This is a genomic window from Priestia sp. SB1 (assembly GCF_038898415.1).
The window spans coordinates 644831-658431 of sequence record NZ_JBBJSS010000003.1 but is presented as its reverse complement, the minus strand read 5'-3'; the positions used below and the strand labels follow the sequence as shown (position 1 = coordinate 658431).

12 protein-coding genes and 1 pseudogene are annotated in these 13601 nt (G+C 39.7%); 12 read left to right on the top strand and 1 reads right to left on the bottom strand.

From position 1 onward, the window contains the following. Positions 1 to 74: 74 nt before the first annotated feature. The 8 genes from WKH56_RS13865 (at position 75) to WKH56_RS13830 (ending at position 9431) form a co-directional block, all read left to right on the top strand. Positions 75 to 734, top strand: coding sequence for an HAD family hydrolase (locus WKH56_RS13865; protein WP_063248268.1), 660 nt, complete (start codon positions 75 to 77; stop codon positions 732 to 734). A gap of 306 nt (positions 735 to 1040) precedes the next feature. Further along, positions 1041 to 2426, top strand: a complete 1386-nt coding sequence (locus WKH56_RS13860) for an LLM class flavin-dependent oxidoreductase (protein WP_034269593.1) — start codon at positions 1041 to 1043, stop codon at positions 2424 to 2426. Continuing rightward, positions 2423 to 3604: an acyl-CoA dehydrogenase family protein gene (locus tag WKH56_RS13855; RefSeq protein ID WP_063248267.1), complete on the top strand. Its 1182-nt coding sequence runs from the start codon at positions 2423 to 2425 to the stop codon at positions 3602 to 3604. The genes WKH56_RS13860 and WKH56_RS13855 overlap by 4 nt, the downstream gene beginning before the upstream one ends. A 106-nt stretch (positions 3605 to 3710) precedes the next feature. Beyond that, a complete protein-coding gene (gene ssuD, locus WKH56_RS13850) occupies positions 3711 to 4844 on the top strand; it encodes an FMNH2-dependent alkanesulfonate monooxygenase (protein ID WP_168760377.1) in 1134 nt (377 codons plus the stop codon). Between the two features lie 15 nt (positions 4845 to 4859). Next, positions 4860 to 6047 (top strand): acyl-CoA dehydrogenase family protein, encoded by a 1188-nt coding sequence (locus WKH56_RS13845; protein WP_063248265.1) that lies wholly within the window; start codon positions 4860 to 4862, stop codon positions 6045 to 6047. Between the two features lie 302 nt (positions 6048 to 6349). Next, a complete protein-coding gene (locus WKH56_RS13840; RefSeq protein WP_028412138.1) occupies positions 6350 to 7294 on the top strand; it encodes an ABC transporter substrate-binding protein in 945 nt (314 codons plus the stop codon). Positions 7295 to 7373: 79 nt separating this feature from the next. Then, complete coding sequence (locus tag WKH56_RS13835; protein WP_033578146.1) at positions 7374 to 8408, top strand: FecCD family ABC transporter permease; 1035 nt, start codon at positions 7374 to 7376, stop codon at positions 8406 to 8408. Between the two features lie 6 nt (positions 8409 to 8414). Then, entirely contained in the window at positions 8415 to 9431 is a 1017-nt protein-coding gene (locus tag WKH56_RS13830) for a FecCD family ABC transporter permease (RefSeq protein ID WP_342835931.1), read from the top strand. Between the two features lie 26 nt (positions 9432 to 9457). Here WKH56_RS13830 and WKH56_RS13825 read toward each other — a convergent pair whose 3' ends face one another. Then, entirely contained in the window at positions 9458 to 10459 is a 1002-nt protein-coding gene (locus WKH56_RS13825; protein WP_033578148.1) for a DUF3231 family protein, read from the bottom strand. 247 nt (positions 10460 to 10706) lie between these two features. On the opposite strand from WKH56_RS13825, the gene nei reads away from it, so the two are divergent. From nei to WKH56_RS13805, 4 genes and pseudogenes are all read left to right on the top strand, one after another. Next, the gene (gene nei, locus WKH56_RS13820) at positions 10707 to 11525 is read left to right on the top strand and encodes an endonuclease VIII (RefSeq protein ID WP_028412142.1); all 819 of its coding nucleotides are present in this window, start codon (positions 10707 to 10709) and stop codon (positions 11523 to 11525) included. A 104-nt stretch (positions 11526 to 11629) separates the two neighbouring features. Next, a complete protein-coding gene (locus tag WKH56_RS13815) occupies positions 11630 to 12007 on the top strand; it encodes an FAS1-like dehydratase domain-containing protein (protein WP_013055587.1) in 378 nt (125 codons plus the stop codon). 278 nt (positions 12008 to 12285) lie between these two features. Continuing rightward, positions 12286 to 12687: pseudogene (locus tag WKH56_RS13810) on the top strand (N-acetylmuramic acid 6-phosphate etherase family protein); the annotation flags it as partial. Next, positions 12659 to 13513 (top strand): MurR/RpiR family transcriptional regulator, encoded by an 855-nt coding sequence (locus WKH56_RS13805; RefSeq protein WP_033578150.1) that lies wholly within the window; start codon positions 12659 to 12661, stop codon positions 13511 to 13513. The pseudogene WKH56_RS13810 and the gene WKH56_RS13805, both read left to right, overlap by 29 nt. The last annotated feature ends 88 nt before the right edge of the window (positions 13514 to 13601 follow it).

The following is a 13601-nucleotide window of genomic DNA, read 5'->3' as shown; positions in this document are numbered from 1 at the left end:
GCCACATTTATGGATTACGTATTTTGAACGTGTTACTATGTAAGAACGATAAGATAGAAAAAGGTAGGTAAATTATGATTAAAGCAGTTGTGTTTGATTTTGATGGATTAATTATTGATACAGAATCAGTGTGGTACGAGGTGTACCGCGAAATGTTAGAAGACAGGGGAGTAGATCTACCGATTGCAACGTTTGCTTCTTATGTGGGAACGGATGCTACGGCACTTTACGATTATTTGCTTCAGCAGTTTAACAATGAGTTCACGAAAGAGGAACTGGCTCAAGAATCGTTAAGACGTCATCAAGAAAAAATGAAATCATTAGTAGCCCGAGAAGGTGTAGCAGAGTACTTGGCAGAAGCAAAAGAACTTGGATTAAAAATTGGTTTAGCAAGCAGCTCATATCGCGACTGGGTAACAGCATTTTTAAAAGAGCTAGATTTGCTGCACTATTTTGAAGTCATTCAAACGCGCGATGATGTAGAAAAAGTGAAGCCAGATCCGACTCTTTACCGAAATGCAATTGAAAAGCTAGGAGTAGAACCCTCTGAAGCTTTAGCATTTGAAGATTCTTCTAATGGAGCAAAAGCTGCCATGGCAGCAGGCTTGCGCTGTGTGATTGTACCAAATCCGTTAACTAAACATCTGTCATTCGAAAGATATCACTTACATATCGAATCGATGAAAGAGAAAAGTTTAAAAGAAGTGATTCAGTATCTTTGTATTGAAGACTAAAGCGAAAAGCGGCACATTTTCCAAAAGAAAATGTGCCGCTTTTTTTATTGTTTTACTGCTTCTTCAGTCAAATCAAAAGGATTATCTACAGGGTTATAGACGCCGTCGTAATGTTTTTTAGTTGTTAGAATAATAAGTCAATCACCTTTAAAGAAATCCTAATTCAGTATTAGTAATAGCTTCATTTATGTTTCGTTATAAGGGAAGAAGTTTCATTGACACTCTGGAAGAATATGTTTTAAGATTACTTCCAAACAGTCTTAATTCTTAGTTAATTTATGTATTTAATTAGTTTTGGAGGTTTTTATGGGGAAACATATTTATTTAAATGCGTTTGATATGAATTGTGTTGTACATCAGACACCTGGTTTATGGACGTACCCGAGTGATCAGGCGTCCGAATATAAAACGTTAGATTACTGGGTAGAGTTAGCTAAGCTATTGGAAAAAGGAAAGTTTGACGGTTTGTTTTTAGCTGATGTATTAGGCATTTATGACGTTTATAGGCAAAGTAACGAAGGAGCTCTTAAACAAGCTGCTCAGCTTCCGGTGAATGAACCAACTGCACTTATTTCCGCTATGGCGTATGCTACAAAGCATTTAGGGTTTGGGGTAACGGTATCTACTACTTATGAGAAGCCTTATGCGTTTGCGCGAAAATTTTCGACATTGGATCATTTAACAAATGGCCGTATTGCATGGAATATTGTGACTTCATACCTTGAAAGTGGATCAATCAATCTAGGATTAGAAGAACACTTTACGCATGAAACCCGCTATGATATTGCCGATGAATTTTTAGAAGTCTGCTATAAGTTGTGGGAAGGAAGTTGGGAGGAAGGAGCTGTTGTAAAAGATAAAGAAAAAGGAATTTTTACACTTCCAGACCGGGTTCATCCGATTAATCATAAAGGGAAGTGGTTTAGTGTTCCAGGCGTACATTTATCAGAACCTTCACCGCAGCGGACTCCAGTTTTATTCCAAGCAGGAGCTTCTGCACCAGGAAGAGAATTTGCTGCCAAACACGCTGAATGCATCTTTACAAGTTTTCCTACTAAAAAAGTAGCCGCAGATTACGTGAAAAAAATGCGCGCTCAAATTGCTGCAGAAGGCAGAGACCCACAGAGCGTATTAATTTTCAATTTATTTACACCAATTGTTGGACGAACTGAAAAAGAGGCGGAGGAAAAGCTTGCCCAGTTTGAGAGCTATGTCAATTTCGAAGGAGCAGCCACGCTGTTTAGCGGCTGGACGGGAATTGATGTTTCTGCCTATGAGCCAGAACAGCTCATTGAATTTATTGCAACGAATTCGGTTCGTTCTGCTTTAGAGAAATTTACAATAAGTGATCCCGATAGAAAGTGGACGATAGAAGAAGTAGTGAAATTTGTCAGTATCGGAGGGATGGGCCCAGTTACTGTGGGTAGTCCAGAACAAGTAGCTGATTTTATGGAAGAATGGATAAACGATACGGGCATGGATGGGTTTAATATGGCTTATGTGACCACACCGGGAACGTTTGCTGATTTTATTGATTTAGTGATTCCTGTTTTGCAGGAAAGAGATTTATTCAAAATGGATTACAGTGAAGGAACTTATAGAGAAAAGCTATTTAAAAAATCACATTTCTTGCCTGATGAACACTATGGCGCTCGATATCGAAAGACGAGCCAAAAGGAGAGTTTAACATGACCGCGACCACTGTAAAGGAAGAAATTTATCTTGATCAAGCAAAAAAGCTGTCCGTTTCTTTTGCAAAGGATGCAGCGCAAAGAGATAAAAAAGGCGGAACACCCAAGCAGCAAAAAGATGCTATTCGCCAAAGCGGGCTGTTAAATTTATTAATTCCTCAAAAATATGGCGGAGAAGGCGGGAAATGGTCAACAGCTTTGGCTATTGTTCGAGAGTTGGCCAAAGGCGATGCAGCATTAGGCCACTTATACGGCTATCACTCCTTGTTTGTCTCAGATATTCGAATCAAAGGTACAGAAGAACAGCAGGCTTATTTTTATCCTTTATCTGTTCAGCAGCAAGCTTTTTGGGGAAATGCCTCTAATCCTTTAGTAGAAAGTCTAAAAGGCGATAAGCAATCAAAAGGTTATCTATTAAATGGAACAAAAGCTTTTGGTTCTGGTTCACCTGATTCTCAGTACTTATGGCTATCGTTTAATGATAGAGAAACGGGGCAATATTTAAACGGAGTCGTGCCTACTGCGAGAACAGGCATTACCGTCAAGGATGACTGGAATGCGATGGGACAAAGACAGACGGGAAGTGGAAATGTAGATTTTAAAAATGTACGAATAGAAGAATATGAAGTGGTTCAAGATTTTGTTAAAAATCCTACTCCTTTTTCAACTATTGGAGCCTCGCTGTCGCAAATTATTTTAACGAATGTCTTTATAGGAAGCGCTTTTGGAGCAATTGAAGAAGCACAAAACTACACGGCTTCTAAAACACGGCCTTGGTTAACATCAGGGGTAGAAAAAGCTTCGGATGATCCAGGTATACTGCGAAAATACGGTGAACTTTGGATTCAAGCGAAAGCAGCCAGTGCACTTGCAGATGAAGCAGCTCTCATATTGGATGAAGCGTGGGAAAAAGGCAGAAAATTAACGGAAGAAGAACGTGGAAATCTAGCAGTTCACGTAGCGGCTGCCAATGTTTTCGCTGGTAATGCTGCACTGGATATCACAAGTAAGATATTCGAAGTTATGGGAGCGCGTTCGGTTCATGCTGAATACGGATACGACCGATTCTGGCGTAATGTAAGAACTCATACTCTTCATAATCCAGCTGAATACAAGCTTCGAACGGTTGGGAACTGGGTGTTGAATCAGCAGTACCCTACACCTAATCCGTATGCTTGATTTAAAAATAGTAAAAAATGAAGCTATCAGACAACTGAGGCTCCTTATTGCAGTTTATTTGTAATAACGGAGTTTTTTTTGTAGCTTTCAAAAGGGGCGAATACAAGTGGAGTTATTTTGGTTTATTCCAACGTACGGAGATGGACGTTATTTAGGAAGCCATGAAGGAGCCAGGGCTGCAAGCTATTCTTACTGCAAACAAGTTGCACAAGCTGCGGATGAGCTAGGATATAGCGGGGTTTTGCTTCCGACGGGAAAGTCATGCGAGGATGCGTGGATTGCTGCATCTACTTTAGTGCCAGTCACTGAAAATCTGAAGTTTTTAGTGGCGGTACGCCCCGGTTTAATGTCCCCTACACAAGCCGCAAGAATGGCGGCAACATTTGACCGCTTTTCTAAAGGAAGGCTTCTTATTAATGTCGTAGCAGGAGGAGATCCTGTGGAGCTAGAAGGAGACGGGGTGTTTTTGAACCATCACGACCGCTATGAGCTGACAGATGAATTTTTAACGATATGGAGAAGGGTATTAAATGAATCCGATGTTCACTTCCACGGAGACTACTTGAGTGTTAAAGGTGGAGACGTGCTTTATCCGCCGATCCAAAAACCGTATCCTCCGCTTTATTTTGGAGGTTCTTCTCCTGTAGCGATGGACGTTGCCTCAAGGCATATAGACGTCTATTTAACTTGGGGAGAGCCACCTGCGCAAGTAAAAGAAAAAATTGAACGAATGAAAGAAAAAGCTAGGCAGACAGGAAGAAAAATTCGATTTGGCATCAGGCTTCATGTCATTGTTCGTGAAACTGAAGAACAAGCCTGGAAAGCGGCAGATGAACTGATTCAACATGTAGATGAAGAAGCCGTTAAATCAGCCCAAAAAGTATTTTCTCGAATGGATTCAGAAGGTCAAAAACGTATGAGCGCCTTGCATCAAGGCGACCGTTCAAATTTAGAGGTAAGCCCTAATCTATGGGCTGGTGTAGGGTTAGTTCGAGGAGGCGCAGGGACTGCTTTAGTAGGGGATGCTGATACGGTGGCACAGCGAATCAAAGAATATGCTGAGTTAGGTATCGAAACATTTATTTTATCTGGATATCCTCATTTAGAAGAAGCATATCGAACAGCAGAGCTTTTGTTTCCAAGACTTCCAGTTCAGCGTAAGCAAGATGAGAACAAGCGCACATTTATCAGTCCATTTGGTGAAGTGAAAGTGAATGATAAAGCACCCGCTAAAAGGTGAGAAAGGAGGGGGATCATGAACAACACACAAACGGTTGCAGCGTCTCAAGAGAAAATCCTTGAATTGGCTAATCAGTTGGCTAAAGAGTTTTTCAAAACAGCCGCAAAAAGAGATAGAGAAGGTGGAACGCCTCTATATGAGCGTAATCTACTTAGAAAAAGCGGTCTTTTAGCACTCCCCATTCCTAAAGAATACGGAGGTTATGGAGCCGGCTGGCCGATTGTTTTTAAAGTCGTGAATATCATTGCGAAAGCAGATAGTTCACTTGCACACTTGTTGGGGTATCATTATTTGACGGTTTGTTCGACGTTTCTGTTCGGAAGTACTCAGCAGTACAAAACTTTTTACGAAGAAACAGCAGCTCAGCAGCTTTTTTGGGGCAATGCCTTTAATCCTAGAGATTCAGGGTTGAAAGCAGTTCGAGAAAATGGACGATTAATGCTCAGCGGAAGCAAGAGTTTTTGTTCGGGGGCAACGGATTCCGATCGTTTGTTAGTATCGGCTCAAGAAGAAAACGGTGAGGTATTGCTATGTGTACTTCCTACTCATAGAGCCGGAATTGTTACTGAAGATAATTGGGACGGATTTGGGCAGCGTCAAACGGACAGCGGAAGTGTAAAGTTTGAAGGTGTTATCGTTTATGAAGAAGAAATATTGCATAAAGCAGATGGAGAGCAAAAGGTTTTTCCTACGGTACGAACACATTTAGCTCAGCTTATGCTCACTCACTTATTGTACGGTATTGCTCAAGGCGCTTTGGAAGAATCAAAAGCTTATCTGAAGGCTCATACAAAACCGTGGCTAAGTTCAGGTGTTGAAGCAGCGGAGCAAGATCCTTATATTATTCAGCAATACGGTGAAATGAGTTTAAACCTTCATGCTTGTTCAGCACTTATAGAAAAAGCTGTTACAGAATTTGATCGTGCATGGGCAAAAGAAGATGCGCTAACGGAACAGCAGCGTGGCGAGTGTGGAGTCGCCATTGCGATGGCTAAAACGTTTACTGCCAAAACGGCCTTACATATTACTTCCACTATATTTGATGGGATGGGTGCTAGGGCCACGTCTGATCAGTACAAATTTGATCGCTACTGGCGCAACTCACGAACAATTAGCTTACACGATCCTGTTGCTTACAAGCTTCGTGACATAGGTAAATGGTATCTTAGCAGTGAACTGCCGCCGATTACCCCATATTCATAGAAGTCTACTAAAAAAAGAGGTTGGGACAAAAGTATTTTAATTGTAGGAAAATCCGAACGATGAATCGTTCGGATTTTTTATGGTTAAGGTGAACGTAGGTTTCATATGTTGAGTTGCTTCTAGCTGTTGATTGGATGGGTTTCATTATGTAGCAATTTCTTTTTTAATAGAATGGGTATAACTTTTTTAATTAAAAAATAACGAATCAGCTTGTTTAAATAGATAAAACTGATATAATGATAACGATTATCAGTTTCAAGAGTCAATTATCTACATAAAGATACAAGCAGGAGGAATGACATTTGAATAAGAAAAAAATAGGACTGCTGGCTTTTATTACAATGCTGGCAATCGGAATGCTTATCGGCTGCAGCAGTACGAACAAGGAAAATTCAGCCGATGAAAAAAATGAAAAAACAAGAGTGGTTAAACATGAGCTTGGAGAGACAAAAGTAAAAGAAAATCCAAAGCGAGTAGTTGTATTAGAGTTAGGTTTTATTGATGCATTGTTAGATGCTGGTATTAAACCTGTAGGAGTAGCTGATGATGATAAAGCAGAACAGCTTATTGATAAAGATGTACTAAAAGAAATCAAAGGATACAAATCAGTTGGCACGCGAGCACAGCCTAGCTTGGAGTCGATTAAACTGTTGAAGCCAGATTTGATTATCGCTGATTCAGAACGTCATAAAAATGTATATAAAGAATTATCGAAAATTGCGCCAACAATTGAATTAAAAAATTTAAATGCTAATTACGATGATTTACTAAATACGGAGTTAAAAGTAGGAGAAGCGGTTGGCAAGAAGGCAAAAGTTGAAAAAGTTGTAGAAGAGCATAAGCAAAAAATGAAAGATTTAAAAGCAAAAGCGCCAAAAAATCCGGGCAATGTACTTGTTATCGCTGATGCAAATGGTAATATTAATGCTAGAACTTCAAATTTCTTTACAACGGGTGTTCTTGAGCAATTAGGCTTCAAAAATGCATTAACAGATCCTACAAAAGAGTACAGTGTAAAAATGACAATGGAACAGCTCGTAAAAGCAGATCCAGACAAACTCATTGTTATGCGAAATGAAAAAGGTCATACGCCTTTAGCAAAACAGCCATTATGGAAAGAGCTAAAAGCGGTTAAAAATAATCAAGTGTATGAAGTTGATGTATTTAAATGGTCTCTTCGCCGAAGTGTACAAGGTGCAAATGGTATTGCAGATGAAGCAGAAAAGTTATTATTTGAAGGCAAATAATAACGAAGAAAAGAACAATCCAGCGGGGTTGTTTTTTTCTTTTTATTGAACTTTCAAATGGAAGGAGGCGCAGTCTACTATGAAAGCTGTTCACGGTTTATCCAAAAGAAACAAATCTCCACTTCGCATAATAGCTATTTTTCTTGCTGTTATCATTCTTTTACTGATTTCTATGTTTTTATCTATTTCCATCGGTTCTATACATATTTCTTTTGGGACGATTAAGCAAGCTTTACTAGATTTTGACGGATCAAAAGAACAATCGATTATTCAAACTGTCCGCCTGCCTCGCTTATTGGTCACGGCATTTGTTGGTGCTAATTTGGCTGTCGCCGGAGCGTTGATGCAAGCATTAACTAGAAACCCATTAGCTTCTCCTGGTATTTTTGGTATTAATGCCGGGGCATCAGCGGCAATGGTATTTTTAACGGTTTTAGTGCCAGGTGTAAGCATGATTGGCGGGGTGTTTGGAGCATTTTTAGGAGGCGCCTTTGCTGCTGTTATTGTCTACGTCATGAGTTCGTTGATTAAAGGAGGAGACAGCGATGTAAAGCTTGCTTTAACGGGTGTCGCTATACAAGGTATGCTTATGTCTCTTACACAAACGCTGCTAATTTTTAATGAAAGCAAAACAGAAGGCGTTATGTTCTGGCTCACCGGCTCAGTTATTGGGCGGGACTGGGGACATGTTCACGTGTTGCTTCCTTTTAGCATTGTAGGTCTGCTTGTTGCGTTTGGTCTGGGAAGAGCGTCTTCTTTGCTATCTTTAGGAGATGATGTAGCTAGAGGACTCGGGCAGCGAGTCTTTGCCATTAGAGCGTTCACTGCAGTTGTTGTGATTGTATTAGCTGGTGTTTCAGTGGCGATTGCGGGTCCTATTGGATTTGTAGGGCTTGTTGTTCCTCATATGGTGCGCTATTTAATAGGTGTAGATTACCGAGTTGTTTTGCCAATGAGCGCGCTGCTTGGAGCATCTTTACTGCTATTAGCAGACGTATTGTCGCGATTTATTACATACCCGTATGAGACCCCTGTAGGTGCAGTGACAGCATTGCTTGGAACACCGTACTTTATTTACTTAGCGAGACGCAAAAAAACAGAAAGGAAGGCATGAGTATATATGCAGACTGTCAATAAAACAAAAAAGCAGCCATCTCGATTCAAGTCTGTCGGCCTGTTTATCATTCTTTCTGTCTTAATTATAGCGCTGAGCGTGATAAGCCTTAGCTTAGGAGACATTAACATACCTCCTTTAGATATTATTACGTCTTTTATTGGCATTGGCGATCCTGACTTGACATCTATTTTGGTAGAATTTCGCCTGCCTCGTATTTTGCTGGCTATTTTAACGGGAGTCGGCCTAGCTGTGTCCGGAGTCGTCGTACAATCTATTATGAGAAATCCGCTGGCTAGTCCAGATACATTAGGTCTTTCAAGTGGATCAGGATTAGCAGCTGTTGCAGTCACTATTTTACTGCCTTTAGCAAGCCCATCTGTTTTATCCGCCGCTGCGTTTGCAGGAGGCTCGCTTGTCTTTGTAATCGTCTATTTGCTTGCTTATAAAAAAGGAGTAGAGCCTATTCGATTTGCGTTAATAGGTGTAGCAGTCAGCGCTTTTTGTTCATCCGGTATTCACTTGTTAATTTCAAAAGCAAATCCAAACGTAAACGCAGCACTCATTTGGCTGAGCGGCAGCTTATGGGGAAGAACATGGGATCAATTGATTGGTTTACTTCCGTGGGTCGTTATACTAGTACCGCTGATTTGGCTGTTAGCTGCTCGGTTAGATTTAATTCACTTAGGCGATGAAGTGGCTCGAGGGCTAGGGGCTAGAGTAGAGCTAATTCGTCTAGTATTACTAGCAAGCGCAGTGGCAATGACAGCTGCCGTTGTATCGGTTGTTGGTACCATTGGCTTTGTCGGGCTTATTATTCCTCATGTGGCCAAACGGTTAGTGGGACCGAGACATAAACAACTGATTCCTACAGCCGCTTTACTTGGAGCTTTGTTTGTACTAGCGGCAGATTTGGTTGGGCGAGGAATTGCTCCTCCGATTGAAATTCCGGCCGGATTAATCATTGGCATTATCGGCGCTCCGTATTTTCTTTATTTACTGTGGAGAGAATCTAAAAAATAAGCTCGCGCTTTAGCGCGAGCTTATTTTTATTCCAAGTGAATTTTGGGAAATGGAATATGCGGAGGCTCTTCTAGCCATCCTTGTTCAATACTTATTCTTGATACTTCTTTGGCATATTCCAAAATTTCAGTCGTGAAGTTTGTATAGTTTAAAGCGAGATCTAAACGGGGGCTTGTTGACATCGCAAGCCCGTAGCCACGTACATTTTCAGTAATCATCGCAGCTAGGTGAAACATCATGAGTTTTTCTGAAAATGGGGGAACAGAAGACTTTTCTACTCCGTAATCCCACTTCATTGTGACCGGTATGTTTTCTACCATTAGCGGTTGTGACAGGGATTCAATATGCTGCTGCACAAGCTCTCTACCCTTTAATAAAAAAGCCTGAATGTCCTGAGAAGGAGCTGTTTGAGCAAACCCTAAAATTAAATCCTTTGCAATTAAGTTCGTCTGTATGCTTGACACGATATGAGAAATTTCAATGACGGTTAACGGCCGCTTTTCATCAAAATAGCTTCCTAAGAAGAGTTCTTTATCGTTCATATCAGACGCATCTGCAATAGGAATGGGAGGCAGTTCTATAAAAATTTGTTTTTCTAACAACAAATCTGTAATCGTTTGGTTAAGCTTTTCTGCTTTTAACAGCAAGCTGCGAAAAAAAGATCGTACATCATTTCTTGCGGCAACATCGACGCCCGTAGTTGCTGACAGCAGAAGGACATTTGAAATATGCTTTAAATAAAGCAAATAAAAAGAATCCGAAAATAATTTTGGAGCTTCAGCGTCAAGGTCTTCTTCTCCGAAACCAAGCGGGATTGGCATATTTTCTTTTAAAAAGATAGCAGTGAGCGCATCACTGTTTTTTGTTGTGATATGCAGTGTACCTTGAATCGCTTTTTGAATCTCTAAATCGTCTACATGACAAAGAAATTGTTTGAGCATACAAGAAATCGCTTTATCGTTCATATATTGCTTCCAAATAACAGCCATCTCAGCGGCTGATAGTGGAGAAAATGATTGATTATTCATAATAAACTCCTCATGCTAAGTAATTAACAAGTTTCTAAAAGGTTACCAACTAGTATAAGTCAAAGGAAGTAAGATAAACACTATAGAAAGTAAAAAAGGTATCAACATTTTACTATAAGAGTAAACGTCATGCATAATTTAAAGGTTCTTTTAGCAAAAGAAGGGCGCAGCCGCTTCTTTCTTGCAAAGCAGAAATAAAACCGAAATAATAAATGAAGAAAGTTAGGCAAGAAAGGAGTTTCATTATATGCCAGAAGGTCCAGAAATTAGACGAGCAGCCGACGAAGTGGAAAAAGCGATTATCGGTCTTCCTGTTCGCGAGATATGGTTTGCTTTTCCATCTTTGCAACATTATGAAGAAGTATTAACAGGAGCTCGTATTGAGAGAGTAGATACAAAAGGAAAAGCTATGCTTATTCGTTTTGACAACGGCTATACCATTTACTCACATAATCAGCTTTATGGAAAATGGTATGTTCGTTCATCTTACAATTATCCATCTACAAACAGACAGCTGCGCCTTGCAATTCATAATGAAAAAAAATCAGCGCTGCTTTATAGCGCTTCTGATATTGAAGTATTGCGTGATGAAGAAGTTCCAGCTCATCCTTTTGTATCAAGGGTTGGTCCTGATATCTTAAGTGAAGAAGTAACGGCAGGTGAGCTTTTAGACCGTTTTTATTCTAAACCATTTTATCGTAGAAAGTGGGCATCGCTGCTGCTAGACCAAAGCTTTATAGCTGGGATTGGCAATTACTTGCGCAGTGAAATCCTATTTGTAGCGGGAATTAACCCTGCAGCTCGTCCCATAGACTGCACGGAAGAACAGCTTAAAAAGGCAGCTGAAGCAACCATTTCTCTTGTAAAACAGTCCTATAAAACAGGTGGCATTACAAATGATGTAAAGCTTGCTGAATCGTTAAAAAAGAAAGGGCAAAAGCGCTCTGCATACCGCCACTGGGTTTTTAACCGTGAAGGAGAAGCTTGTCGAATTGACGGCACGCCTATTCTAAAAGTCCAAGCTGCTTCTAGAAGGCTTTATTACTGTCCTACTTGTCAGAAATAGCAGGATATATTTATTCTGCTATTTTTTTGATGTAAAAATGAATGAACATTCATTTTTGTGATATAGTTAAAAAGTAAAGTCATAACCTTAAGGGGAGGGATAAGATGGAATGTAAAGCAGGAGATACATTTACGTGGCAAAGAACGTTTCAAGAGGAAGAAATCATGCAGTTTGCGGAGATGACTGGAGACCGGGGCAAACATCATATAGAACGTGACGAAAAAGGGCGGCTAATGGTACATGGGCTTATGACTGCTAGTATTGGGACAAAGATAGGGGGAGACTTAAACTACATTGCAAGAGAAATGGTGAGTGAATTTCTTCGTCCAGTTTTTGCAGGAGATACAGTTACCTGTGAATGTATATTAACTGAAGTAGAAAAAGCAGATGGTTTTCAAAAAGTGAAAATCAAATCAGTGTATCGAAATCAACAAGGTAAAGAAGTACTGATAGGGACAAGTAATGGAATTATAAGAGATTGAAATGAAAGCGCTAACAAAAAATAAGTTATGAAGGTTGTTAAAAAAGTCACGGATTCGTGGCTTTTTTTATGTTATTTTTAAAACATAATTTTAAAAATAAATAAAATTATTGAAATTATATTTTAAAGAGATTATAATAACCATAACTTTACTACAAGATTAAAAAGGAGCTAAAAAGGTGAATGAACAGCTTACGTTGTTAACCACAGAGTCTCAAAACGAGTAGACAATGAAGATAGATGCGTCTAGTAAAAAAGAAATTTTAAACGTAATGAATAAATGGTAGTTCTCTTATTGGAAAAGCAGCGGACCATAGTATTGAGTTGGTAGTAGGTCCAGAAGTGCTAACGGGTTCCACAAGGTTAAAAGCAGCAAGCACTCACAAAATGATTCTCAACATGATTTCCACCGCGGCTATGATTAAAATAGGAAAAGTCTATGAAAACTTAATGATAGGTATTATTTGTGAAATTACTGGTGTTTTTTATGGTCAGGCAAGTCAAACGCTCGAAGAAGCAAATAATGAGATAAAAACAGCAGTGGTTATGTTCAAAACAAACGAAAATTATGACACCGCGAAGATATTACTGAATAATGCGGACGGTTATGTAAGAAGAGAGATTAAATATTACGTATGTAAGGAGAGAAACGATGTCAACAGGCGGATTAACAATGATTAAAAATACGGTGGCTAAGCTTCCAGATTCGGAGCGGAAAATTGCTGAATATATTTTAAACAACCCGCATACTGTGGTAAACAGTACGGCTGGGGAACTAGGAAGACTAGCGAATGCGAGCAGTGCTGCTGTTATTCGTTTGTGTAAATCTATCGGGGTTAGCGGCTTTCAAGAATTAAAGGTTAGAGTAGCCGGTGATTTAGCTAAAGATACAGAACAAGGATACCGTGATATTGAAACAAATGAAACAATTCAATCTATTGTCAAAAAAACGGCAAGCAACAGCATTCAAAGTCTAAGTGATACGGCTGAGCTTGTGAATTATAAAGAAGTAGAGCGGGCTGTTTTGGCGCTGATTGGAGCAAAAAACATTCATTTTTTCGGAATTGGTGCTTCACATATTATTGCTATAGATGCGCAGCAAAAATTTCTTCGAATTAATAAAAATGCGACGGCTTTTGCGGATAGCCATTTAGCAGCTACACTCATCGCAAATGCAAGTAAAGACGATGTAGTTGTGGGTATTTCTTTTTCAGGAGAGACTCCTGAAGTAAGCAACGTCTTATCTTTAGCTAAAAATCGCGGAGTAAAGACGATTAGCTTAACTAAGTACGGACAGTCTACCGTTTCGTCTTTAGCAGATATTTGTTTGTATACGTCTTATTCTCAAGAAGCGCCGTTTCGAAGCGCAGCAACATCGTCTCGTTTAGCCCAGCTTTATGTGATTGATGTTTTATTTTTAAGTATTGCAGCGCAGCAGTACGACCAGACGATTGAGTATATTGACAAAACAAGAGATGCCATTCAGTTTTTGAAAGATAAGAAATAAAAAAAGAAAACGATTACAAAAAGGGGGTTTTGTGGTCTGTTTCCTCAGTGGCGTATCCATCTAAGAGGAAAATACAAGGGGGGATTAA